Below are 22,941 nucleotides of genomic sequence, written 5' to 3' on the forward strand. Positions count from 1 at the left end.
GTGTCATGGTAGGCGGACGACGTACCGGGCGGGGGCCGGGCCGGCCGGCGCACCGGCCGCGATGCGGGCCGGCGGGCGCGGCGCCTGGTATGGCGCGGCCGGAACGGCGGCCGCACGATCGCCATTCCGGTCAACTGTAATCGTCGCTACCGGCACAGTAACGGTACAATCGGCGCGATAGCCTTCGGTACAGTTGGAGCCGCCGCCCATGTCCACCATGTCCACCGTCCCACTCGCCCAGATTCCCGCGCCGCACGACACCGCCACGCTCACGCTCGTCGACCAGCTGGTCCAGTGGGCGCGGCGGCGGATCGACGAACGCGTGTTCCGTCCCGGCATGCGCATGCCGTCGATCCGCAAGCTCGCGCTCGACAAGGGCGTGTCGCGCTTCACCGTCGTCGAGGCCTACGAGCGCCTCGTCGCGCAGGGCTACCTCGACTCGCGGCGCGGCTCCGGCTTCTACGTGCGCGAGCGCACGGGCGCCGGCCCGCAGCCGGCCGACGGCGTCGCGCGCGTGGCCGAGGCCGCGCCCGTGCACAACACGATCGACGTCGTCTGGCTGCTGCGCAACATGCTGCACACCGTCAGCCCGGAGAAGGGCCCGGGCCTCGGCTACCTGCCGGGCCGCTGGCTCGACGGCGAGCTGATCACCGGCGCGCTGCGCGCGCTCGGGCGTCAGTCGGGCGCGCAGATGCTCGGCTTCGGCACCGCGCAGGGCTTCCTGCCGCTGCGCCAGCAACTGCAGACGCGTCTGGCCGAAGTCGAGATCGGCGCGAAGCCCGAACAGATCGTGCTGGTGTCGGGCATCACGCAGGCGATCGACCTGATTTCGCGGATCTACATGCGACCGGGCGACGCGGTGATCGTCGGCGATCCCGCGTGGTTCCAGATGTTCGGCCGTTTCGCTGCGCAGGGCGCGCAGCTCGTCGGGATGCCGTATACGCCCGACGGCCCCGACCTCGACGCGCTCGAAACCCTGGTGCAGATGTGGCGGCCGAAGATGCTCGTGATCAACTCGGTGCTGCAGAACCCGACCGGCACGTCGCTGTCGGCCGCGCAGGCGTTCCGGATCCTGAAGCTCGCGGAGGCCTACGATTTCCTCGTCGTCGAGGACGACGTGTACGGCGACCTGTGCCCGCCAAGCTATCCGGCCACGCGCCTCGCGAGCCTCGACCAGTTGAAGCGCGTGATCTATCTCGGCAGCTATTCGAAGACGCTCGCGGCGAACCTGCGGGTCGGCTACGTGGCGTGCGCGCCGGAAATCGCGAAGGCGGTGACCGACCAGAAGATGCTGGTCGGGATGACCACGCCCGAGCTCAACGAGCGCGTGCTGTACAAGATCCTGACCGAAGGGCATTACCGGCGCCACGTCGAGCGGCTGCGCGCGCGGCTCGACGGCGTGCGCGACAAGACCGCGCGGATGCTCGAGCGCACGGGGCTCGGGCTCTTCACGATGCCGGCGGCCGGGATGTTCCTGTGGGCCGATACGGGCGTCGATTCGGACGCGCTCGCGGCGGTCGCGCACGAAGCCGGCTTCCTGCTGACGCCGGGCAGCCTGTTCTCGCCGCAGCAGTCGCCGTCCACGTGGATGCGCTTCAACGTCGCGAATTGCGGCGATCCGGCGCTGCCGGGGCTGCTGGCGGGCTACATCGACTCGGCGGTGCGGCGCGCGTCGTGACGCGGCGCGGCGCGGGGGGCCGGCTCTTGAAATGCCGCGCGCCGTCCCCAGATACGCGCGCAAACCGTTGGCGCCAGGCGGTCATACGTCACGGGTCCGCCGGCATCGCGCGCCGGGCGCCGGCGTCACCCCTTTTCAGTTCAAGTAAGAGGAAACAGCATCCATGGCACATGAAACGATGAGCTTTCAGGCAGAGGTCAAGCAACTCCTCCACCTGATGATTCATTCGCTCTACAGCAACAAGGAAATCTTCCTGCGCGAACTGGTGTCGAATGCGTCCGACGCGGCCGACAAGCTGCGTTTCGAAGGGCTCGCGGACAGCGCGCTGTACGAGAACGATCCGAACCTGCGCATCCGCATCGGCTTCGACAAGGCCGCGCGCACGATCACGATCGACGACAACGGCATCGGCATGAGCCGCGACGAGGCGATCGCGAACCTCGGCACGATCGCGCGTTCGGGCACCAAGGAATTCTTCACGAAGCTGTCGGGCGACCAGCAGAAGGACGCGGCGCTCATCGGCCAGTTCGGCGTCGGCTTCTACTCGGGCTTCATCGTCGCGGACAAGATCACCGTCGAAACGCGCCGCGCCGGCCTGCCGGCGAACGAGGCCGTGCGCTGGGAAAGCGCCGGCGAGGGCGATTTCACGATCGACGCGATCGAGCGCGCGCAGCGCGGCACGACGATCACGCTGCACCTGCGCGAAGGCGAGGACGACCTGCTGTCGTCGCACCGCCTGAAGTCGATCATCCAGAAGTACTCCGACCACATCGCGCTGCCGATCCTGATGCGCAAGGAAGAGTGGGATCAGGAAAAGGGCGAGATGGTCCTGAAGGACGAGGACGAAACCGTCAACCAGGCGAGCGCGCTGTGGACGCGTTCGAAGAGCGACGTCACCGACGAGCAGTACACGCAGTTCTACCAGCACATCGCGCACGATCACCAGGATCCGCTCACGTGGACGCACAACCGCGTCGAGGGCCGCAGCGAATACACGCAACTGCTGTTCGTGCCGGCGCACGCGCCGTTCGACCTGTGGAACCGCGATTATCGCGGCGGCCTGAAGCTGTACGTGAAGCGCGTGTTCATCATGGACGACGCCGAGCAGCTGCTGCCGCAATACCTGCGATTCGTGAAGGGCGTCGTCGATTCGGCCGACCTGCCGCTGAACGTGTCGCGCGAGATCCTGCAGGAAAGCCGCGACGTGAAGGCGATCCGCGAAGGCGTGACCAAGCGCGCGCTGTCGATGCTCGAGGAACTCGCGAACGCGGAAGACGACGCCGGCAAGGAGAAGTACAAGACGTTCTGGCGCGCATTCGGCCAGGTGCTGAAGGAAGGCGTCGGCGAGGATCACGCGAACCGCGAGCGCATCGCGAAGCTGCTGCGCTTCGCGTCGACGCACGGCGACACCGACGCGCAGGACGTATCGCTCGCCGACTACGTGTCGCGCATGAAGCCCGAGCAGAGCAAGATCTATTACGTGACCGCCGATACGTGGCAGGCCGCGAAGAACAGCCCGCATCTGGAAGTGTTCCGCAAGAAGGGCGTCGAGGTGCTGCTGCTGACCGACCGCGTCGACGAATGGATGCTGTCGTTCCTGCACGAGTTCGACGGCAAGCCGCTCGCGAGCGTGGCCCGCGGCGATCTCGATCTCGGCGAGCTGAACGACGAGGAAAAGAAGGCGCAGGAGCAGGCCGGCGAGGCGATCAAGCCGGTCGTCGAGAAGATGAAGGAAGCGCTCGGCGACAAGGTGAAGGAAGTGCGCGTCACGTTCCGCCTGACCGATTCGCCGTCGTGCCTCGTCGCGGACGACAACGACATGAGCGGCTACCTGCAGCGGATGCTGAAGGCGGCCGGCCAGAACGCGCCGGCGATGCAGCCGATCCTCGAGATCAATCCCGAGCACGCGCTCGTGAAGCAGTTGAATGCCGACAGCGCCGATTTCGGCGACTGGTGCCATCTGCTGTTCGATCAGGCGCTGCTGGCCGAAGGCGGCATGCTCGACGATCCGGCGAGCTTCGTGAAGCGGACCAACGCGCTGCTGCTGTCGCGCGCCGCGTGAACGCGCGCATGCGATTCGACGGCGCGCAGGCCGGCTGGCGCGAGACGCCGCGGCCTGGCTGCACGCTCGACCAGCGCGACTGGCTGACGCGCGGCGGATCGCTGACCGCGCATCTCGCGCGGCTCGGCCGCGTGAACGTGCGCGTGACGCGCGAGGCCGTCGACCGTCCGTGGTTCGACGAGCCGGACGCGCTCGCCAGTTCGCCGCGCGCGCCGATGTGGGTGCGCGAGGTGATCCTGTCGGTCGACGGCACGCCGTACGTCGCCGCGCACAGCATCGCGCCGCTCGCGGCCAGCAAGGGTGTGTGGCAGGCCATCCGGCGGCTGCGCACGCGGCCGCTCGCGGAGCTGCTGTACAGCGATCCGCAGGTCGAGCGCTCGGCGCTCGTCAGCCGGCGCGTGATCGCCGGTCATCCGTTGTATGCGCTCGCGAGCCATGCATTGCAGGGTGCGCGCGCGCCGCATGCGTTTGTCGCGCGGCGCTCGGTGTTCCAGCGTCACGGCAAGCCGCTGATGGTGACCGAGTGCATGTTGCCGGCGCTGTGGTGCCATCTCGCCGCGCACGGCGACGGGCCGCGATCCGTCGGGTCGTACGGAGACGCGTGATGCTGCAAGGCTTTCCGCCGGTCGTCGCGGCGAATACGCACACGATGATCCTCGGCAGTTTTCCGGGCGAGGCGTCGCTCGACGCCGCGCAGTATTACGCGCATCCGCGCAACCAGTTCTGGCGGCTGCTCGGCGCGGTGCTCGGCGAACCGACGCTGCATGAACTGCCGTACGACGCGCGGCTCGAGCGCGTGCTGTCGCACGGCATCGGCATCTGGGATGTCCTCGATGCATGCCATCGGCAAGGCAGTCTCGATTCTGCGATCCGGAATGCGAAGCCGAACGACTTTGCGTCGTTGCGCGAGCATGCGCCGTTGCTGAAGAAGGTGTGTTTCAACGGGAAGACGGCGGGGCGCTTTGCCGACGTGATCGGGCAGGCCGGGTATGAAACGCTGGTGCTGCCTTCGTCGAGCCCGGCGAATGCGATGCTGTCGTTCGAGCAGAAGCTGGAGCAGTGGCGCGGGATTCGTCCCTGAAACTCGTTGGATTCAGAGTATCCCGCGAAGCAGTATCAGGTGGACGGCAGCAGGTGGTCGAGTAGAGATACGGTTTCAATGAGTTCAGCAGTGAGCCGAACCAACTCGGCGGTCAGACTCGCTGGAAGATCTATGTTGCCCTCGTATTCGGCCGCATTGCGCCTGCGATGGCAGGTATCGAGCACGCGCCATTTTTCGGTCGGCCAGCCGATCGTGTGTTCGAGACACTGAAAGACCAGATATCGGTCGTCGCTCCGGTATCCGTGAGCCCGTAACGCGGCGTGAGCGGCATCGTAGGCGAGGATGAACTGGCTCTCCGTTGCCATTCCGTTGCTGCTTGTGACGGTATCGAGCAAGGTTCGAGCGAGGCCGAGCAGATGCTCGAATTCGCCGCGGTTCGCCGGAAGGGGTTTGAGTTTTCCGATGCGTACGAGGTTATCCAATGCGGTCAATGTCGTCCTCGGTTCCTATAATCATCAGCTTCGGTTGGCGCAGCACTTCCGCGAGGAACGGATGACTTTTGCGTTTCCGTTCGAGAAATTCCTCGTGAGTGTATTGTGTGATCTGGACCGAGCGGCCGAGCTGTCTTTCAGCCGATTCGAGTGCGGCCATGATTTGTCCATAGCTGAGCGTCTCACTGACCAACATAACATCGACGTCGCTACCGGCGTGGTCGCTGCCTTGGGCAACCGAACCGTATACAAAGGCGAGTTGTATCTCTGAGGTCAGCGGTGACAGCGCTTCGCGGAGCACCTCGACGACCCCGAAGGTTTTGAGGATGATGAGACGCAGCTCGCTAAAAATGGGGCTGCCGGCGAACGCTCGCACCTGTTTGAGATTGGCGATGCGTCTGGTTTCGATGAGGCCACCTTTTTCGAGACGATTCAGTTCACGCTGGACGCTGGCACTACCGAGACTGGTCAGCCGGATCAACTCTTTGACGTGAAACCACTGTTCGGGCTGCCCAAACAGGCAGGCCAGAATGGGTTGCTGTGCACTGGAAAAGAGGGCGTCGCCGAGCTTTGTCATAAGCCGTGAGAATAGCACGATCGAGCCAGAATTTAGCACGATCGAGCCAAATTTTAGCTCGATGAGCGACCGTTTCGGCGGATCTAGATAGCAGGGATATCGCGAGACGTTGGTGATGGCCACGGCGAGCCGTGATGGGCCAGATGTCAAATTGACCAAAATACCAACCAGTTCTGGCGGCTGCTCGGCGCGGTGCTCGGCGAACCGACGCTGCATGAACTGCCGTACGACGCGCGGCTCGAGCGCGTGCTGTCGCACGGCATCGGCATCTGGGACGTCCTCGATGCATGCCATCGCCAGGGCAGTCTGGATTCCGCGATCAGGAACGCGAAGCCGAACGACTTCGATTCGCTGCGCGCGCATGCGCCGTTGCTCAAGCGCGTGTGCTTCAACGGCAAGACGGCCGGGCGGTTCGCCGACGTGATCGGCCAGGCCGGGTACGAGACGCTCGTGCTGCCTTCGTCGAGCCCGGCGAATGCGATGCTGTCGTTCGAGCAGAAGCTCGAACACTGGCGCCGAATCGTGCTTTGATCGGCCGGCGCCGCCGGTAGCCTGGACGGCCCGCGCATCGGAGCGATCGAAACGACGCTGTCGTCAGGTGGCGAATACGACTTCGATGTGCCCTTCGGCTTCGGACCGACGGTCGGGCCCGACGACGATCCGCACGTCGCGTCCGAGCTTCGCCAGGCATTCGAGCATCTTCGTTTCGCTCACGCCGCGAAACTGCCCGCGCAGCATGTTCGACAGCTTCGGCTGCGTGATGCCGAGCAGCCGGGCCGCATGCTGCTGCGTCCATTTGCGTGCCTTGATGATTTCCGCGATCTTCGCGGCGAGTTGGGCCTTCACCCGCATTTCGTCGGCATCGCGCATGCCCAGGTCCGCGTAGACGTTCCCGCTGCCCTGTTCGATTTCGATCATCGCCTTTCTCCTTGTGCGTGTGCGTCGGCCGCTTTCAGACGCGCGCGGATCAGATCGTTGTCCGGCTTCGGTGTCGCGATGCCGCTCGGCGATTTCTTCTGGAAACAGTGCAGCACGTAGACGCTGTTTCCAAGCTTCACCGTGTAGACCGCGCGGTACGTGCCGTTGTCTTCCGATTCCACGATCTCCAGCACGCCGGCCGAGCCGAATCCCGTCAAGGGCTTGGCGTGATCGTGCTTGCGCCCTGTCTGCGCGAGATACAGCGCATAGCCGAACGTGTCCTGCACGGTTTCGGGCATGACCTTCAAATCCTTGCGCGCCGAGCCGAGCCAGTACAGCGGTTTGATGTATGGATCCATCGACGAATTTATCCCTATTTGGATATATTTTCAAGGGCCGCGCAGGCATTCGGCGCGGCCGTTCGAATGCGGTGTCAGGAGCGGGCAGGCGAGAAGTGGCCACCGACGGGCGGTGGCGGTTCAGCGATCGGATGCTGCCGACGGGAAATGCGATGTGAACGCCCGGCCGGGCGGCCGTTGCTTCACATTGTTGCGTCGCGTGGAGAGTCGAGACAATTCAGCCGTTCGACAGAGCGCCGTCGCGGCGCATCGATGACGGAAGGAAGGGCGTGGCTGACGAACCGCGACGCATGGGCTTGCGTGTCGCGTCGACGCTCAGTCGTCGTTGCCCCATCGCCAGCGGGGCTGCTCGCCCTTGAGCCAGCACACCGCAGTCAGCAGCGCGACCAGCACCACGAGGCAGGTGGCGTACACCACCGGCGACCGATGCGGCGGCACGAGCCAGGCACTCGCGATGACGCCGATCGCGATGGTCTCTTTTGCATCGCAATTGCGATACATTGTCCCGTACGCCCATGTCGCCTGCAAGTCGACCGAATGGCCAGTCGACCGACCGCTCTCGCCACCGGCGGCCCTGGCCCCCACCAATGCTATCCTCTCGTCCGCTCATCCAGCATCACCCAGCATCACCCAGCGAGATTCAACCATCATGACCCGACTGATCAAGCGTGCGTCCGCCGAGGCGCGCGCGTTCAAGCAACGCCAGCCGTCCGCGTACAACGGCTCCGAAAAACTCCAGCCGCCGCGCGTGAAGCGCCGCCCGGACATCGACGAACACGACGACGTGCCGGTGCTCGAAGCGCCGCGCAAGCCGCGCTTCGCGCCCGTTACGTTCTCCGAAGAAGGCGGCGTGCGCTTCCTGCACTTCGGCACCGAGTGGGTGCAGGGCGCGATGCGGATCTCGAAGCCGCTGCATATCGAGCTCGAATACGCGCAGCAGATGATGGCGTGGCTGCTGTTCCTCGAAACGCCCGAGCGGATCGTCCAGCTCGGGCTCGGCACCGGCGCGCTGACGAAGTTCGCGCATCGTTTCCTGCCGCACGCGAAGGTCGAGGCCGTCGAGCTGAACCCGGCCGTGATCGTCGCCGCGCGCACGATGTTCGCGCTGCCGCCCGACGACGCACGCCTCGTCGTGCACGAAGCCGACGCATGGGATTTCGTCAACGATGCGGCCAACCGCGGCACGACCGGCGCGATCCAGATCGACCTGTACGACGCGACCGCGCGCGGCCCCGTGCTCGACAGCGTCGCGTTCTACCGCGCGGTGCGCGGCTGTCTGGCCGATGCCGGCATCGCGACGATCAACCTGTTCGGCGATCACCCGAGCTTCGTGCGCAACATGAAGCACCTGAACGCGGCGTTCGATCACCGCGTGATCGCGCTGCCGGAAGTGCACGACGGCAACCGGATCGCGATCGCGTTCTCGGGCCCGGCGCTCGACGTGCCGTTCGCGCAGCTCGACGCCCGCGCGAAGCTGATCGAGGACACGCTGAAGCTGCCCGCGCGCAAGTGGGTGAAAGCTTTGAAAGCAACGACCGGCGCACGCGACACGTCGTTCGCGATCTGACGCCGGAGGCACCGGCGCGGGCCGGTGCAGCCACGCGACAAGGGGCGGATCACCTCGGGTTCGCCCCCGCTTGACCGCGTGCTCGCGGCTCCTATACTGGCGCGAAGCCAGGGGAGCCGCAGCCTACCCGTGTTGCCGCTCCTCTCGGCGCCGTACCCGCTCAACAAGATCGATAACCGGGATAGAAGAGGAGACGTCATGGCTCACGATGCCGACGCCAACCGGGCCGCCAAGCGCTGGCTCTGGCTGCTGGTACTGCCGCTGATCGCGATGGTCTGGGTGCCGTCGTACAGCAAGATCGAGCCGCAATGGCTCGGTTTTCCGTTTTTCTACTGGTACCAGTTGCTTTGGGTCTTCATCAGCGCGGTGATCACCGCGTTCGTGTACTTCAAGACCAAGAACGCGTGGAAGGCGAGCGGCACGCAAGGAGGTGCGCAATGAATCTCGGCGCGACCTTCGTCTTCGTCCTGCTGTTTATCGGCGTCACGATCATCGGTTTCCTGGCCGCGAACTGGCGGCGCGGCGATCTCGCCCATCTCGACGAATGGGGCCTCGGCGGACGCCGCTTCGGCACGATCGTCACGTGGTTCCTGCTCGGCGGCGATCTCTACACGGCCTATACGTTCGTCGCGGTGCCCGCGCTCGTGTTCGGCGCCGGCGCGATGGGCTTCTTCGCGCTGCCGTACACGATCCTGATCTATCCGTTCGCGTTCGTCGTGTTCCCGAAGCTGTGGAGCATCGCGAAGCGGCACGGCTACGTGACGGCCGCCGATTTCGTCAACGCGCGCTACGGCAGCCGGATGCTCGCGCTCGCGATCGCGGTGACGGGCATCGTCGCGACGATGCCGTACATCGCGCTGCAGCTCGTCGGCATCGAGGTGGTGATCGGCGCGCTCGGTTTCGACACGACCGGCTTCGTCGGCGACCTGCCGCTGATCATCGCGTTCGCGATCCTCGCCGCGTACACGTACACGTCGGGGCTGCGCGCGCCCGCGATGATCGCGATCGTGAAGGACGTACTGATCTACATCACGATCGCGGCCGCCGTCATCGTGATTCCCGCGAAGCTCGGCGGCTTCGGGCACATCTTTTCCGCGGTGCCGCCCGCGAAGCTGCTGCTGAAGGCGCCCGACGCGGCGAGCCTGAACGGCTACAGCGCATACGCGACGCTCGCGGTCGGCTCGGCGCTCGCGCTGTTCCTGTATCCGCACTCGGTCACGGCGATCCTGTCGTCGTCGTCGGGCAATTCGATCCGCCGCAACATGGCGATGCTGCCCGCATACTCGTTCGTGCTCGGCCTGCTCGCGCTGCTCGGCTACATGGCGCTCGCCTCCGGCGTGAAGGACATGCCGCAATACGCGCCGTACTTCAAGGCGTTCGGCCCGAACTTCGCGGTGCCCGCGCTGTTCCTCGAGTACTTCCCGTCGTGGTTCGTCGGCGTCGCGTTCGCGGCGATCGGCATCGGCGCGCTGGTGCCGGCGGCGATCATGTCGATCGCGGCCGCGAACCTGTACACGCGCAACATCCACCGCGAGTTCGTGAACCGCAACATGTCGCACGACCAGGAAACGCACGTCGCGAAGCTCGTGTCGCTGATCGTGAAGGTGGGCGCGGTGGCGTTTATCCTCGGGCTGCCGCTGACCTACGCGATCCAACTGCAACTGCTCGGCGGGATCTGGATCATCCAGACGCTGCCGGCGATCGTGCTCGGCCTGTATACGCGGGTGCTCGACCATCGCGGGCTGCTCGCCGGCTGGGCGGCCGGCATCGTCTGCGGCACGTGGATGGCGATCTCGCTGAAGCTGGCGAGTTCGATCTTCACGATCCACCTGTTCGGCCTCGCGATTCCCGGCTACGCGGCCGTGTGGTCGCTGGTCGTGAACCTGGTGGTGTCGGTGGTCGTGAGCGTGCTGGTGCGCGCGATCGGCATGGCGCATGCGGAGGATCGCACGCGGCCGGAGGATTATCTCGACGTCGTCGAGGGTTGATACGGGCCGAGCGCGGCGGCGTGCCGCGCACGCGCCGCGCGGCAACGAAAACGCCCGCCACCGCGAGATGGCGGGCGTTCGTTCCTGCGTCAGCCCTGTGCGCGTTTCGCGAGTTCCTCGCGCTGCGACAGGTCCTCGACGTTGACCATCCAGTGCACGCCGAAACGATCCTTCGCCATCCCGAAGCCGAGCGCCCAGAACGTCTTGCCGAACGGCATCGTCACTTCGCCGCCGTCCGCGAGCGCATTGAACAGCTTCTGGCCTTCGTCGACCGTTGCCGGGTTCAGCGACAGCGAGTAGCCGGCATGCGCGGCGCCGGCCGGCTGGCTGCAGTCCCCGTCCGAGCACATGATCATCGAGTCGCCGATCGTGAAGCTCGCGTGCATCACCTTGTCGGCCATCTCCGGCGACATCGGGTAATCGGGATTCGGCGGTGCGTCCTTGAAGTGCATCTTGAACACCGTCTTCGCGCCGAGCGCCTTTTCGTAGAACTGAAGGGCTTCGTCGGCACGACCGTAGAACGTCAGGTACGGTTGAACTTGCATCGTTGTCTCCTGTGGGCCGGGCAGGCGGATCGGCGCCGGCTCGGGTACTGCGGGGATTGACCGGGACGGGCGCGACGGGATGCGGCCGCCGCACTCGTGACGTGGATTGTAGTGCCCGTGCTCGACGATGGAATGAAAAATAAAAACGGCCGCGAACAGGCAGTTCGCGGCCGTTCGTCGTGCCTGTTGACGGCTGTTGTCAGTCTTGCTGACAGATCAACCGACACCCGTCACGCACGCGCGATTCAGCGCAGCGCGTCGATCAGCTTCTCGAGCTTCACCGCGTCGGCGGCGAACACGCGGATGCCTTCGGCGAGCTTTTCGGTCGCCATCGCTTCGTCGTTCAACTGGAAGCGGAACGATGCCTCGTCGATCGCGACGCGCTCGGACGGCTTGTCCTGCAGCGTGTCCGGCGACAGCTTGCGGGCGACCGTCTCGTTGCTCTCCTGCAGCTTCTGCAGCAAATCGGGACTGATCGTCAGCAGATCGCAGCCGGCGAGTTCGGTGATCTGGCTCGTCGTGCGGAAGCTCGCGCCCATCACTTCGGTCTTGTAGCCGAACGTCTTGTAGTACGTGTAGATGCGGCGCACCGATTGCACGCCCGGATCGTTCGCGCCGCCGTCCTTCGCTTCATTCCATTCCGCGCCGGCCTGCTTCTTGTACCAGTCGTAGATGCGGCCGACGAACGGCGAGATCAGTTGCGCGCCGGCTTCCGCGCACGCGGCGGCCTGCACGAGCGAGAAAAGCAGGGTCATGTTGCACTTGATCCCTTCCTTCTGCAGCACCTCGGCCGCGCGAATGCCTTCCCACGTCGACGCGAGCTTGATCAGGATGCGCTCGCGGCCGACGCCGGCCGCTTCGTACAGCTTGATGAGCTCGCGACCCTTGTCGATCGAGCGCTGCGTGTCGAACGACAGGCGTGCGTCGACCTCGGTCGACACGCGGCCCGGGATCAGCTTCAGGATTTCGGTGCCGAATGCGATCAGCAGGCGGTCGATGATGAAATCGGTGCTTTCGTTGCGGTGATCGCGGACGGTTTTCTCGAGGATCGGCTTGTACGCATCCTTCTGGACGGCCTTCAGGATCAGCGACGGGTTCGTGGTCGCGTCCTGCGGCTTGTATTGCGCAAGCTGCTGGAAGTCGCCCGTGTCGGCGACGACGGTCGTGTACTGCTTCAGCTGGTCGAGTGCGGTAGTCATGGCGATTCGGAAGAAGAGCGCGGGGCGCCGGGTTCTCACGGGCCGCGCGAGCGCGGCGGCGAAGCGAAGCGGCGCCGGGCGCCGCTTCCGATCCATCATTTTAGGCCCGATTCGTGTCGGGCACGTTTTGGCGTGCCGGGCGCGCGCCGCGGCAGGCGGCGAGCCGCGTCACGCGGGGCGCCGCGCGTTCAGGATCACCTGCGTGACGACGCCCGCGACGAGCCCCCAGAACGCGGAGCCGATCGACAGCAGCGTGAGGCCCGAAGCCGTGACCATGAACGTGACGAGCGCCGCTTCGCGCTGCTTCACGTCCTGCATCGCGTTCGCGAGCCCGCTCATGATCGAGCCGAACAGCGCGAGCGCCGCGACCGACACGACGAGCGCCTTCGGCAGCGCCGCGAACAGCGCGGCGATCGTCGCGCCGAAGATCCCGGCGATCAGGTAGAACGTGCCGCACCACACGGCGGCCGTGTAGCGCTTCGCGTGATCCTCGTGCGCTTCGGGGCCCGTGCAGATGGCGGCCGTGATCGCCGCGAGGTTCACGCCGTGCGAGCCGAACGGCGCGAGCAGCAGCGACGCGAGGCCGGTCGTCGCGATCAGCGGCGACGACGGCGTCGAATAGCCGTCCGCGCGCAGCACCGCGATGCCCGGCACGTTCTGCGACGCCATCGCGACGACGAACAGCGGAATGCCGATGCTGACGATCGACGCGATCGAGAACGCGGGCATCGTGAACACGGGTTGCGCGAGCGCGATGTGGAAGCGGCTGAAGTCGAGCAGCCCGAGGCCGCCGGCCACCGCCGTGCCGACGATCAGCGTCGTCGGAATCGCATAGCGCGGCGCGAGCCGCTTGACGATCAGGTAGGTGAAGAACATCGCGAGCACGAGCGCGGTCTGGAACTGCGCGGCGCGGAAGATCTCGATGCCGATCTCGAACAGGATGCCCGCGAGCAGCGCGGCCGCGATGCCGGCCGGAATCCGCTTCATCAGCGTGTCGAACAGCCCGCTCACGCCGACGGCCGTCAGCAGCAACGCGCACACGACGAACGCGCCGATCGCGTCGCGGTAGGGCACGCCGGGCAGCGACGCGATCAGCAGCGCGGCGCCGGGCGTCGACCACGCGACGACGACGGGCGCGCGAAAGCGCAGCGACAGGCCGATGGTCGTCAGCGCCATGCCGATCGACAGCGCCCAGATCCACGACGAGATCTGCGCGTCGGTGAGGTGGGCGGCGCGGCCGGCCTGGAACATCAGCACGAGCGAGCTCGTGTAGCCGGTCATCATCGCGACGAAGCCGGCGACGAGCGCGGACACGGACGTATCGGCGAAAAAGCGGCGGCCGCCGGCGCGGCTGGCGCTCGCGGTGGGCGAAAGGTTCATGCTCTCTCCGGGGCGGCCGCTCGGATGCGGCCTGGGTATCTGCGGGTGGGTGTCGTTACTTGCTGAGTGCGCGCATCGCGGTTTCGAGGCCCGCGAGCGTGAGCGGATACATGCGCTGGCCGAGCACGTCGCGAATGATCGCGATCGATTGCCGGTATTCCCATAGCCGCTCGGGCTCCGGGTTCAGCCATGCATGGTGGGGGAACTGGTCGGCGAGACGGCGCAGCCACACGGCGCCGGCTTCCGGGTTGTTGTATTCGACCGAGCCGCCGGGCTGCAGCACCTCGTACGGGCTCATCGTCGCGTCGCCGACGAAGATCAGCTTGTAGTCGGGCGTGAACTTGTGCAGCACGTCCCACGTCGCGGTGCGCTCCGAGTGACGGCGGCGATTGTTCTTCCACAGATGGTCGTACACGCAGTTGTGGAAGTAGAAGAATTCGAGGTGCTTGAATTCGGCCTTCGCGGCCGAGAACAGCTCTTCGGTGCGCTTGATGTGGTCGTCCATCGAGCCGCCGACGTCGAGCAGCATCAGCACCTTCACGTTGTTGTGGCGCTCGGGCACCATCCGCAGGTCGAGCCAGCCGGCGTTCGCGGCCGTGCTGCGGATCGTGCCGGGCAGGTCGAGCTCCTCGGCCGCGCCTTCGCGCGCGAAGCGGCGCAGCCGCCGCAGCGCGACCTTGATGTTGCGCGTGCCGATCTCGACCGAATCGTCGTAGTCGCGGTACGCGCGCGCCTCCCACACCTTCACCGCGGTGCGATTGCCGTTCGACGGGCCGCCGATGCGCACGCCTTCCGGGTTGTAGCCGCCGTGCCCGAACGGCGACGTGCCGCCCGTGCCGATCCATTTGTTGCCGCCTTCGTGGCGTTCCTTCTGCTCGTCGAGCAGCGCCTTCAAACGCTCCATCAGCTTGTCGAGGCCGCCCATCGCCTCGATCTGCGCCTTCTCCTCGGCCGACAGCTCGCGCTCGAGGCGCTTCTCGAGCCAGTCGAGCGGGATGTCGAACGCCTCGGACGGCAGGGCGGACACGCCGTGGAAATACGCGCCGAACGCCTGGTCGAACTTGTCGAAATATTGCTCGTCCTTGACGAGCGTCATCCGCGCGAGGAAGTAGAACGCGTCGATCGACGGCGAGATCAGCCCGGCCTTCAGCGCTTCGAGCAGCGTCAGGTATTCCTTCACCGAGACGGGCAGCTTGGCTGCGCGCAGCGCGTAGAAGAAATTGAGCAGCATGGCCGGGCCTTCGCGGGTGAGGGGGTTACCGGTTGTGCCGGTTCATGTAGACGAGCCGTTCGAGCAGGCTCAGATCCTGCTCGTTCTTCAGCAGCGCGCCCGCGAGCGGTGGCACGATCTGCTTCGCGTCCGCGCCGCGCAGCGCGTCGGCCGGGATGTTCTCGGCGAGCAGCAGCTTCAGCCAGTCGAGCAGCTCGGACGTCGACGGCTTCTTCTTCAGGCCCGACACGCCGCGCAATTCGAAGAAACTCTCGAGCGCCGCGCGCAGCAGTTCCTCGCGGATGTTCGGGAAGTGCACCGCGACGATCTTCTGCATCGTCGACGGGTCCGGAAACTGGATGTAGTGGAAGAAGCAGCGGCGCAGGAACGCGTCGGGCAGCTCCTTCTCGTTGTTCGACGTGATGATGACGAGCGGGCGGTGCTTCGCGCGGACCGTCTCGCGCGTCTCGTACACGTGGAATTCCATCCGGTCGAGCTCGCGCAGCAGGTCGTTCGGGAATTCGATGTCGGCCTTGTCGATTTCGTCGATCAGCAGCACGCTCGGGCGCTCGGCGTCGAACGCCTGCCACAGCACGCCCTTGACGATGTAGTTCGCGATGTCCTTCACGCGCGCGTCGCCGAGCTGCGAATCGCGCAGCCGCGATACGGCGTCGTATTCGTACAGGCCCTGCTGTGCCTTGGTGGTCGACTTGATGTGCCACTGCAACAGCGGCATGTCGAGCGCGGCGGCCACTTCCTCGGCGAGCATGGTCTTGCCGGTGCCGGGCTCGCCCTTGATCAGCAGCGGGCGTTGCAGCGTCAGCGCGGCATTGACCGCGAGCTTCAGATCGTCGGTGGCGACGTAGTGCGAGGACCCTTCGAAACGCATGGCGGCGCTCTTCTTCATCGGGAAAAAAACCCAGTATAAGTCAGAAGGGCTGTGCGGGCGGGCCGCGCCCGCGTATCGTTGCGGGGCTGCGGCGGGGCGAGCCGGGGGCGCCGTATGGACGCGTTCCCCGCCGACGCGGTACAATCTGGCCGTTTTTTTTGGCCTGCGTGGCGACCGACAAGCAAAACGGCGCGGGCCGTTGCCGCTTCGGCGCCAGTTTCCCCTCAAGCTAGGTTACAAGAGCTATGAACAAATTCGTCGGCAAACACGTCGTTGTCGCAGCGCTCGTGGCGCTCGCGGGCAGCGCGCAGGCGGCCGGTGTGGTCGGCAACCCGAAGGACGGGGCGAGCAAGGCCGCCATGTGCATCGGTTGCCACGGCATCCAGGACTACCGCGCGGCGTACCCGGAGGTCTACCGGGTGCCTGTCCTCGGCGGCCAGAACCAGCAATACCTCGAGAACGCGCTGAAGGCCTACCGCAAGAAGGATCGTCACTTCCCGTCGATGAATGCGATCGCCGGCTCGCTGACCGACCAGGACATCGCGGATCTGTCGGCGTACTACGCCGCCCAGAAGGCCGACACGAAGGACAACCCCTACAAGTAAAGCGCGCGCCGCCGATCTCTCCGGCGGGACAGGAGCATTCATGAACAACGCATTCAAGACGGCGGCGGTTGCACTGGTGGCCGGCCTCGCGATCGGTACCGCCCACGCCGCGGACATCTCGAAGGGCAAGGAACTGGTCGAATCGCACAACTGCGCGGCCTGCCACGGCGCGCAACTGAACAAGCCGATCAACGCGGAGTACCCGCGTCTGGCCGGCCAGCACGCCGACTATCTCGTGTGGGCGATGCGCCAGTACCAGATGGGGCTGACGAACCCGCTGCTCGGTCGCAACAACGCGATCATGCAGGCGCAGGTCCAGAACCTGTCGGTCAGCGACATGAAGGACATCGCGTCCTACATCGAGTCGCTGAAGGAAACCGACCTCGTATTCAAGAAGTAAGCGCGACGGGCCTCACGGGCTCGCGCAGCAAGCATGCCCCGCCTCGGCGGGGTATTTTTTTGCCCGCTCCACGGGGCCGCCGGCGCAGGCCGGGGTGCCGGCCGGGCCGCTCAGTCGCGCGACGCGCGGCGCAGGATGCGCTGCAGGTACGCGTCGGTATCGGGCGGCGTGTTCGTGCGCTGCGCCTCCCAGATCGTCTCGCCGAGGCATTCCATGATCGCGTGCTGCGCATCGTGGGTCGAGTCGAGCTTCGCGGCCAGCTTGTCGTGCGCGGCGCGGATGCCGGGCGGCTGGTCGATCGACAACTGCTCGCTGATCGCGAGGTGCATCGACAGGTGCAGGAACGGGTTCGTGCGGCCTTCCTCGGGCGTGTAGTTGCGCGCCGCCGCGCCGTCGGCGTCGGCCAGTTCGTCGTGGTATTCGGGATGCTCGACGATCCAGTCGGCTGCGATCGCTTCCAGCGGCGTCAGGATCTCGCCCGCGCGCTGCTTGCGCCAGGTCTCGGTGAAAAAGCGACGCACGTCGTCGCGGCTTGGATTGAACATGGTGGGGAAACGTCGTGATTCGGGCGGCGTCATGCCGCGTCGGGCATTGTACGCCGGCGCGGCGGACGGCGCTGGCGGTGGCCTCGGGCGGCTGGAGGCGGGCGGCTGGAGGCGGGCGGCACGGCGCGGGTCGTTGCGGCCGCCCGTCGCGCAACGGGTAAGCGCGGGCTAGGCTCGCCGCCGCCGCGCCGCTACACTCCGACGATTCCCGTCACGGCGCCTTGCTCGCCCGCTTTGACCATGACCGCCACCGTCCGCTCATCGTCCGCCGCCCTGCAGGGCGCGCTCTACGTCGCGTTGTCCGCCGCCGCGTTCGGCGCGATGGCGATTTTCGGCCGCTATGCGTACGCGGCCGGCGTCGACGTGCTCGGGCTGCTGATCGTGCGCTTCGCGATCGGCGGCGCGGTGCTCGCCGCCATCGCGCGGCAGCGCGGCGTCGCATGGCCGCGCGGCCGCGCGCTCGTGCCGCTCGTCGCGATGGGCGCGGTTGGCTACGTCGGGCAGTCGTTCTGCTATTTCAGCGCGCTGCAGCACGCGCAGGCGAGCCTCGTCGCGCTGCTGCTGTACCTGTATCCGGCGTTCGTCACGCTGCTGGCCGCGTGGTGGCTCGGCGAGCGGCTGACGCGCGCGAAGGCCGTCGCGCTGGTGCTGTGCGTCGCGGGTTCGGCGCTGATGGTCGGCGGCGGGCACGGCGAGCCGCTCGGGATCGCGCTTGCGCTGGCCGCCGCGGTGATCTACTCGCTGTACATCGTCGGCGGCACCAAGGCGACGCGCGGCGTCGAACCGCTCGCGACCACCGCGATCATCTGCCTGTCGGCCACCGCGACGCTCGTCGCGATCGCCGTCGTGCGAACGGCGGCGTTCGGCGCGCCGCCGCGGTGGCCCGCGACGGCCGGCGGCTGGGCATCGATGCTCGCGATCGCGCTGGTGTCGACGGTCGCCGCCATGCTCGCGTTCTTCGCGGGGCTCGAGCGGCTCGGGGCCGCGCGCACGTCGATGCTGTCGACGCTCGAACCGGTCGTGACGGTCGCGCTCGCGGCGCTGCTGTTCGGCGAAGCGTTGTCGCCGCTGCAGTGGGCGGGCGGTGTCGCGATCCTGGCGGCCGTGCTGGCGCTCGTGCGCGCGGGCGGCGCGGCCGCCGACGACGCGACGGCGACGTCCAACGCGTAGTCGGGAGGGCGGGGGCACGCCGCCGGCGCCACGGCGACGCCGGCCGGTTGTCGCGCGCGGCCGGGCAGCCAGCGCGGCGCGTCGATACGTCAGCCGCGGCTGATGCTCACTCGTTGGGCGGCGGCGTCTTCGGCCGGAATTCGCACAGCGGTTCGATCGCGCAGTGCCAGCATTCGGGCCGGCGGGCCTTGCATACGTAGCGCCCGTGCAGGATCAGCCAGTGATGCGCGTCCTGCAGGAATTCCTTCGGCGTGAACTTCTCTAGCGCGGCTTCGACGGCCCGCACGTCCTTGCCCGGCGCGAGACCGGTGCGATTCGCGACGCGGAAGATATGCGTGTCGACCGCGATCGTCGGCTGGCCGAACGCGGTGTTCAGCACGACGTTCGCGGTCTTGCGGCCGACGCCCGGCAAGCCTTCGAGCGCCTCGCGATCGGCCGGCACCTCGCCGTCGTAGCGCTCGAGCAGGATCCGGCACGTCGCGACGACGTTCTTCGCCTTGGTGCGATAGAGGCCGATCGTCTTGATGTACTCGGTGACGCCTTCTTCGCCAAGCGCGACGATTTGTCGCGGGGTGTTCGCGACCGGAAACATTTTCCGCATCGCCTTGTTGACCGACACGTCGGTCGCCTGCGCGGACAGCATCACGGCGATCAGCAGTTCGAACGGCGTCGAGTATTCGAGCTCGGTGGTCGGATGCGGATTGAGGCTCTGCAGCGTTTCGTAGATCGCGCGTCGTTTGCTGGCGTTCATGGAGCGTTCTGGTCGGGCGGCGTGGACGGGCCGTCCGGATCGTCGTTGCCTGCGTCGTTGTCGTTGTCGTGGTCGCCGCCGCCCGACGCCGCATCGGCGTCGCGCTGCGCCTGCTGTTCGGCGAGCCGCTTGCGGCGGGCCTCGGCCGCGTCGATCTGCGCCTGGACGGCCGCGCTCACGCCTTCGGTGTTCTTCGGCCCGGCGCCTTGCCCGGACAGTTCTTCCTTCTTTTTGCGCGCGCGTTCGAGTGCGGCGGCGATGATCGCGCGTTTCTTCGCTTCGGCGTCGTCGGCCGGTGCGGCGGCCGGCGCGCCCGACTGTACGGCGGAGGGTTCCGCGGCCGGTTTCGCGGTACTCGCGGCGCGGCGAGCCGCGGCGCGCGCTTCGGCGGCCTCGCGCTCGCGACGCTGGCGCGCAAGCCGCAGATCGTGGCGCTCGCGCGCGGCGTCGGCTTGCTCCTGCGACCACGCATCCCAGCCCGTGCGATCGCCGGTCACCGGCAGCATCGCGATGCAGTCGACCGGGCACGGCGGCACGCACAGGTCGCAACCCGTGCACAGCGACGCGACGATCGTGTGCATCTGCTTCGGCGCGCCGACGATCGCGTCGACCGGGCACGCCTGCATGCACAGCGTGCAGCCGATGCACAGGTTTTCGTCGATGAACGCGACCGCGCGCGGATGTTCGCTTCCGTTCACGGGGTTCAGCGGAATCACCGGCTTGCCGAGCAGGCGCGCGAGGCGCGCGATGCCTTCGGCGCCGCCGGGCGGGCACTGGTTGTAGTTCGCGTCGCCGGCGGCGATCGCCTCGGCGTACGGACGGCAGCCGTTATAGCCGCACTTCGTGCATTGCGTCTGGGGAAGCAGATCTTCGATGCGATCCGCGAGTGTTTTGGAATCGGTCACGGTGACAACAGGCTGACAACGGGCGCCGCGGCGCCGAATGGCTCTCGGCCGCGTCGGGCGCGGCCGGAAAGGTTTGCCAAAGCTCGATTATCGCCGATTTCCCGCATTGCGCTGGACGCCGTCTATGCGCATAATCGAACCGCTTTTTTGCAGGGGCTCAGCAGGAGGGTGGCCGCCCGCGGCGCGCCCGTTCCAGGGCGGCCGGCGCCGAGGCGGTGGGGGTGCCGGTCCGGATCAAGCGGCTCACATAGCAAAACGCCACCATGAATCAGCCAAAAATCAAAAGAGATCCTGAAGGTACGCGCCGCCGCATCCTGATGGCGGCGGCCGAAGAGTTCGCGAATGGAGGGCTGTTCGGCGCGCGCGTCGATCAGATCGCGCGCCGGGCCGAAACGAACGAGCGCATGCTCTATTACTACTTCGGCAGCAAGGAGCAGCTCTTCACCGCCGTGCTCGAACACGCGTTCTCCGCGCTGACGGAGGCCGAGCGCGTGCTGGATCTCGATGGCGTCGCGCCGGTCGAAGCCGTCACGCGGCTCGCGCATTTCGTGTGGGATTACTACCGCGACCATCCGGAGCTGCTGAGGCTCATCAACAACGAGAACCTGCACGAAGCGCGCTATCTGCACAAGTCGACGCGGATCCGCGAGATGATGTCGCCGATCGTCGCGAAGCTCGGCAACGTGCTGATGCGCGGCCAGAAGGCCGGGCTGTTCCGCAGCGACGTCGATCCGCTGCGCTTCTACGTGACGCTGTCGGGGCTCGGCTACTACATCGTGTCGAACCGCTTCACGCTCGCCGCGACGCTCGGCCGCGACTTCACCGATACCGACGAGCGCGCGGAGATGGTCCGGATGAACACCGAGGTGCTGCTCGCGTATCTGCTGCGGCGCTGACGCGACGCATGGAGGAGCCGGTGCGCCGCTGGTTCGCGGCCGCGCCCGGATAAGAAAACGCCGCCGTGCGCAAGCTACGGCGGCGTTTTTGCGTCGGAGCGCGGTGTGTCAGGCGGCCTTGCGGGCTCGCATGGCTTTGGTGCGCGGGCTGCCTGCCGCGCGTTTCGCGGCCGGCGCGGCCTTGGCGGCGGGCGCGACCGTCACGGCCGGCGCCTTCGCGCGCGTGCCGCGCGTGCGTTTGGCGGCGGTGGCGCGCACCGCCGTTTCCGGTTCCGGCTCCGGCTTGGCGGCCGGCACGACGCCGATCGCGGTCGCATCCTGCGCATCGACGGGCAACTTCGCCGCGCCGTTCTTCGGCTCCGGCGCATGCTCGCGAATGAAGTCGCGCAGTTGCGGGTAGATGATCGTGCGCCAGCGGCGGCCCGAAAAGATCCCGTAGTGGCCGCACTTCTCGGCGGTCAGGCTGCGGCGATCGTCTTGCGGGATGCCCGTGCACAGCTCGTGCGCGACGTGCGTCTGGCCGCTGCCCGAGATGTCGTCGAGTTCGCCCTCGATCGTCATCAGTGCGGTGTGCTTGATGTCCTGCGGCCGCACGCGCTCGCCCTCGACGTCCCACGTGCCTTCCGCGAGCCGGAATTCCTGGAACACGACGCGGATCGTCTCGAGGTAATACTCGGCGGCCATGTCGAGCACCGCGTTGTACTCGTCGTAGAAGCGGCGGTGCGCTTCGGCGTCGTCCTCGTCGCCGCGCAGCAGGCTCTGGTAGAAATCCCAATGCGATTGCGCGTGCCGCTCCGGGTTCATCGCGACGAAGCCCGTGTGCTGAAGGAAGCCCGGATAGACCTGGCGGCCTTCGCCCGGATAGTTCGCGGGCACCGTGTGGATCACGTTGTTCTCGAACCACGAGGTCGAGTGCTGCGTCGCGAGCGAGTTCACGGAAGTGGGGCTGCGGCGCGCGTCGATCGGGCCGCCCATCATCGTCATCGTGAGCGGCGTGTCCTCGCCGCGGCTCGCCATCAGCGAAATCGCCGCGAGCACCGGCACCGTCGGCTGGCATACCGAGATCACGTGCAGGTTGCGCGCGCCGATGTGACGGATGAATTCCTGGATGTACGCGATGTAGTCGTGCAGGTGGAACGGGCCGACCTCGACCGGCACCATCCGCGCGTCGATCCAGTCGGTGATGTAGACCTTGTGATCCTGCAGCAGCGTGCGCACCGTGTCGCGCAGCAGCGTCGAGTGGTGGCCCGACAGCGGCGCGCAGACCAGCACGACCGGTTCGTCCTTCAGTTGCGTGACGGCGTCGGCGTCGTCCGAATAGCGCTTGAAGCGCAACAACCGGCAGAACGGCTTCTCGATGATCGTCTGCTCGACGATCGGGATGTTGTGGCCGTCCTTGACGATCTGGTGAATGTTGAATTCCGGCTTTTCGTAGTCCTTGCCGAGCCGATACATCAGCTCATAGGCGGCCGCCATCCGCGGTGCGCCGGGCATCAGCGAGAACGGGCTCGACGGATTCGCGAACGACTTCGACGCGGCCTGGGCCCAGGCCGTGAGCGGGCTCAGCATGGCCCGCTGGAATTCGTGCAATTGGTAAAGCATGCAGACTACTCCCGCGTGGGGGACGGTGCGCAAGGGCGGCGTGGGGCGTCGCGGCGTGCCGTGTGGGTCAGCGACCGGCCATGTTGCGATGCAGCCGGACAATCGTGTCGATCATATCGGACAACGATCGGTGTTGCAATGCAACATTTCCTCGGATTTTCA

Annotated in this window: 24 protein-coding genes and 2 pseudogenes; 12 read left to right on the top strand and 14 right to left on the bottom strand. The window is 66.7% G+C overall.

Annotated elements, in window-relative coordinates:
• Window positions 1-217 precede the first annotated feature (217 nt).
• The 4 genes from QZM15_RS22485 (at window position 218) to QZM15_RS22500 (ending at window position 4,821) form a co-directional block, all read left to right on the top strand.
• Entirely contained in the window at window positions 218-1,678 is a 1,461-nt protein-coding gene (locus QZM15_RS22485; protein ID WP_059583742.1) for a PLP-dependent aminotransferase family protein, read from the top strand.
• Window positions 1,679-1,841: 163 nt separating this feature from the next.
• Window positions 1,842-3,740 carry a molecular chaperone HtpG gene (gene htpG / locus QZM15_RS22490; RefSeq protein WP_302107264.1) on the top strand — a complete coding sequence of 633 codons (1,899 nt, stop codon included), beginning with the start codon at window positions 1,842-1,844 and terminating at the stop codon, window positions 3,738-3,740.
• Between the two features lie 8 nt (window positions 3,741-3,748).
• On the top strand, window positions 3,749-4,345 hold the full coding sequence (locus tag QZM15_RS22495; protein ID WP_302107265.1) for a chorismate lyase: 597 nt from the start codon (window positions 3,749-3,751) through the stop codon (window positions 4,343-4,345).
• Complete coding sequence (locus QZM15_RS22500) at window positions 4,345-4,821, top strand: DNA-deoxyinosine glycosylase (RefSeq protein WP_124861326.1); 477 nt, start codon at window positions 4,345-4,347, stop codon at window positions 4,819-4,821. The genes QZM15_RS22495 and QZM15_RS22500 overlap by 1 nt, the downstream gene beginning before the upstream one ends.
• 35 nt (window positions 4,822-4,856) lie before the next feature.
• Here QZM15_RS22500 and QZM15_RS22505 read toward each other — a convergent pair whose 3' ends face one another.
• Both QZM15_RS22505 and QZM15_RS22510 read right to left on the bottom strand, forming a co-directional pair.
• Entirely contained in the window at window positions 4,857-5,273 is a 417-nt protein-coding gene (locus QZM15_RS22505; protein WP_302107266.1) for a hypothetical protein, read from the bottom strand.
• Window positions 5,257-6,066 carry a nucleotidyltransferase domain-containing protein gene (locus tag QZM15_RS22510; RefSeq protein WP_316252150.1) on the bottom strand — a complete coding sequence of 270 codons (810 nt, stop codon included), beginning with the start codon at window positions 6,064-6,066 and terminating at the stop codon, window positions 5,257-5,259. The genes QZM15_RS22505 and QZM15_RS22510 overlap by 17 nt, the downstream gene beginning before the upstream one ends.
• Here QZM15_RS22510 and QZM15_RS22515 point away from each other — a divergent pair.
• Window positions 6,016-6,381: pseudogene (locus QZM15_RS22515) on the top strand (DNA-deoxyinosine glycosylase); the annotation flags it as partial. The gene QZM15_RS22510 and the pseudogene QZM15_RS22515 sit on opposite strands and share 51 nt — an antisense overlap.
• A 63-nt stretch (window positions 6,382-6,444) precedes the next feature.
• On the opposite strand, the gene QZM15_RS22520 reads toward QZM15_RS22515, so the two are convergent.
• The 3 genes from QZM15_RS22520 to QZM15_RS22530 all read right to left on the bottom strand — a co-directional run bounded on the left by QZM15_RS22520 (window position 6,445) and on the right by QZM15_RS22530 (window position 7,628).
• Complete coding sequence (locus QZM15_RS22520; RefSeq protein ID WP_124658765.1) at window positions 6,445-6,768, bottom strand: helix-turn-helix domain-containing protein; 324 nt, start codon at window positions 6,766-6,768, stop codon at window positions 6,445-6,447.
• Window positions 6,765-7,127 carry a type II toxin-antitoxin system RelE/ParE family toxin gene (locus QZM15_RS22525; protein WP_302107267.1) on the bottom strand — a complete coding sequence of 121 codons (363 nt, stop codon included), beginning with the start codon at window positions 7,125-7,127 and terminating at the stop codon, window positions 6,765-6,767. Before QZM15_RS22525 ends, QZM15_RS22520 begins: the two co-directional genes overlap by 4 nt.
• Window positions 7,128-7,442: 315 nt before the next feature.
• Window positions 7,443-7,628, bottom strand: a complete 186-nt coding sequence (locus QZM15_RS22530) for a hypothetical protein (RefSeq protein ID WP_104011977.1) — start codon at window positions 7,626-7,628, stop codon at window positions 7,443-7,445.
• Between the two features lie 148 nt (window positions 7,629-7,776).
• Here QZM15_RS22530 and QZM15_RS22535 point away from each other — a divergent pair, with 148 nt between their 5' ends.
• The 3 genes from QZM15_RS22535 to mctP all read left to right on the top strand — a co-directional run bounded on the left by QZM15_RS22535 (window position 7,777) and on the right by mctP (window position 10,682).
• Entirely contained in the window at window positions 7,777-8,694 is a 918-nt protein-coding gene (locus QZM15_RS22535) for a hypothetical protein (RefSeq protein ID WP_059583726.1), read from the top strand.
• 198 nt (window positions 8,695-8,892) lie between these two features.
• Window positions 8,893-9,135 carry a DUF3311 domain-containing protein gene (locus tag QZM15_RS22540; RefSeq protein WP_006490660.1) on the top strand — a complete coding sequence of 81 codons (243 nt, stop codon included), beginning with the start codon at window positions 8,893-8,895 and terminating at the stop codon, window positions 9,133-9,135.
• The gene (mctP, locus tag QZM15_RS22545) at window positions 9,132-10,682 is read left to right on the top strand and encodes a monocarboxylate uptake permease MctP (RefSeq protein ID WP_059583724.1); all 1,551 of its coding nucleotides are present in this window, start codon (window positions 9,132-9,134) and stop codon (window positions 10,680-10,682) included. Before QZM15_RS22540 ends, mctP begins: the two co-directional genes overlap by 4 nt.
• 89 nt (window positions 10,683-10,771) lie before the next feature.
• Here the strand turns inward: mctP and QZM15_RS22550 are convergent, their stop codons facing one another.
• The 5 genes from QZM15_RS22550 to QZM15_RS22570 all read right to left on the bottom strand — a co-directional run bounded on the left by QZM15_RS22550 (window position 10,772) and on the right by QZM15_RS22570 (window position 15,905).
• Window positions 10,772-11,227, bottom strand: coding sequence for a VOC family protein (locus QZM15_RS22550; protein WP_059583723.1), 456 nt, complete (start codon window positions 11,225-11,227; stop codon window positions 10,772-10,774).
• Between the two features lie 245 nt (window positions 11,228-11,472).
• Entirely contained in the window at window positions 11,473-12,426 is a 954-nt protein-coding gene (gene tal / locus QZM15_RS22555) for a transaldolase (protein ID WP_059583766.1), read from the bottom strand.
• Window positions 12,427-12,594: 168 nt separating this feature from the next.
• On the bottom strand, window positions 12,595-13,806 hold the full coding sequence (locus QZM15_RS22560; protein WP_302107268.1) for a benzoate/H(+) symporter BenE family transporter: 1,212 nt from the start codon (window positions 13,804-13,806) through the stop codon (window positions 12,595-12,597).
• A gap of 55 nt (window positions 13,807-13,861) precedes the next feature.
• Window positions 13,862-15,037 (bottom strand): VWA domain-containing protein, encoded by a 1,176-nt coding sequence (locus tag QZM15_RS22565; protein ID WP_059646457.1) that lies wholly within the window; start codon window positions 15,035-15,037, stop codon window positions 13,862-13,864.
• Window positions 15,038-15,062: 25 nt separating this feature from the next.
• Window positions 15,063-15,905, bottom strand: coding sequence for a MoxR family ATPase (locus tag QZM15_RS22570; protein ID WP_059646686.1), 843 nt, complete (start codon window positions 15,903-15,905; stop codon window positions 15,063-15,065).
• Window positions 15,906-16,150: 245 nt separating this feature from the next.
• Between QZM15_RS22570 and QZM15_RS22575 the strand changes: the two genes are divergently transcribed.
• Entirely contained in the window at window positions 16,151-16,510 is a 360-nt protein-coding gene (locus QZM15_RS22575) for a cytochrome c (RefSeq protein WP_006478192.1), read from the top strand.
• A 40-nt stretch (window positions 16,511-16,550) separates the two neighbouring features.
• A complete protein-coding gene (locus tag QZM15_RS22580; protein WP_104011979.1) occupies window positions 16,551-16,910 on the top strand; it encodes a cytochrome c in 360 nt (119 codons plus the stop codon).
• Window positions 16,911-17,020: 110 nt separating this feature from the next.
• On the opposite strand, the gene QZM15_RS22585 is transcribed toward QZM15_RS22580, so the two are convergent.
• Window positions 17,021-17,455 carry a DUF1841 family protein gene (locus QZM15_RS22585; RefSeq protein WP_006490655.1) on the bottom strand — a complete coding sequence of 145 codons (435 nt, stop codon included), beginning with the start codon at window positions 17,453-17,455 and terminating at the stop codon, window positions 17,021-17,023.
• Window positions 17,456-17,695: 240 nt separating this feature from the next.
• On the opposite strand from QZM15_RS22585, the gene QZM15_RS22590 reads away from it, so the two are divergent.
• Window positions 17,696-18,625 (top strand): DMT family transporter, encoded by a 930-nt coding sequence (locus QZM15_RS22590; RefSeq protein WP_302107269.1) that lies wholly within the window; start codon window positions 17,696-17,698, stop codon window positions 18,623-18,625.
• A 106-nt stretch (window positions 18,626-18,731) separates the two neighbouring features.
• On the opposite strand, the gene nth is transcribed toward QZM15_RS22590, so the two are convergent.
• Together nth and rsxB are read right to left on the bottom strand one after the other, a co-directional pair.
• Entirely contained in the window at window positions 18,732-19,376 is a 645-nt protein-coding gene (gene nth / locus QZM15_RS22595) for an endonuclease III (protein ID WP_006478196.1), read from the bottom strand.
• Window positions 19,373-20,388 (bottom strand): annotated as a pseudogene (gene rsxB, locus QZM15_RS22600) (electron transport complex subunit RsxB). The gene nth and the pseudogene rsxB overlap by 4 nt, the downstream one beginning before the upstream one ends.
• 156 nt (window positions 20,389-20,544) lie before the next feature.
• Here rsxB and QZM15_RS22605 point away from each other — a divergent pair.
• A complete protein-coding gene (locus QZM15_RS22605) occupies window positions 20,545-21,177 on the top strand; it encodes a TetR family transcriptional regulator (RefSeq protein ID WP_059583716.1) in 633 nt (210 codons plus the stop codon).
• A gap of 108 nt (window positions 21,178-21,285) precedes the next feature.
• Here QZM15_RS22605 and QZM15_RS22610 read toward each other — a convergent pair whose 3' ends face one another.
• Window positions 21,286-22,779: a polyhydroxyalkanoate depolymerase gene (locus tag QZM15_RS22610; protein WP_059583714.1), complete on the bottom strand. Its 1,494-nt coding sequence runs from the start codon at window positions 22,777-22,779 to the stop codon at window positions 21,286-21,288.
• Between the last annotated feature and the right edge of the window lie 162 nt (window positions 22,780-22,941).

This window comes from Burkholderia sp. AU44665, assembly GCF_030504405.1.
GTDB lineage: Bacteria > Pseudomonadota > Gammaproteobacteria > Burkholderiales > Burkholderiaceae > Burkholderia > Burkholderia semiarida.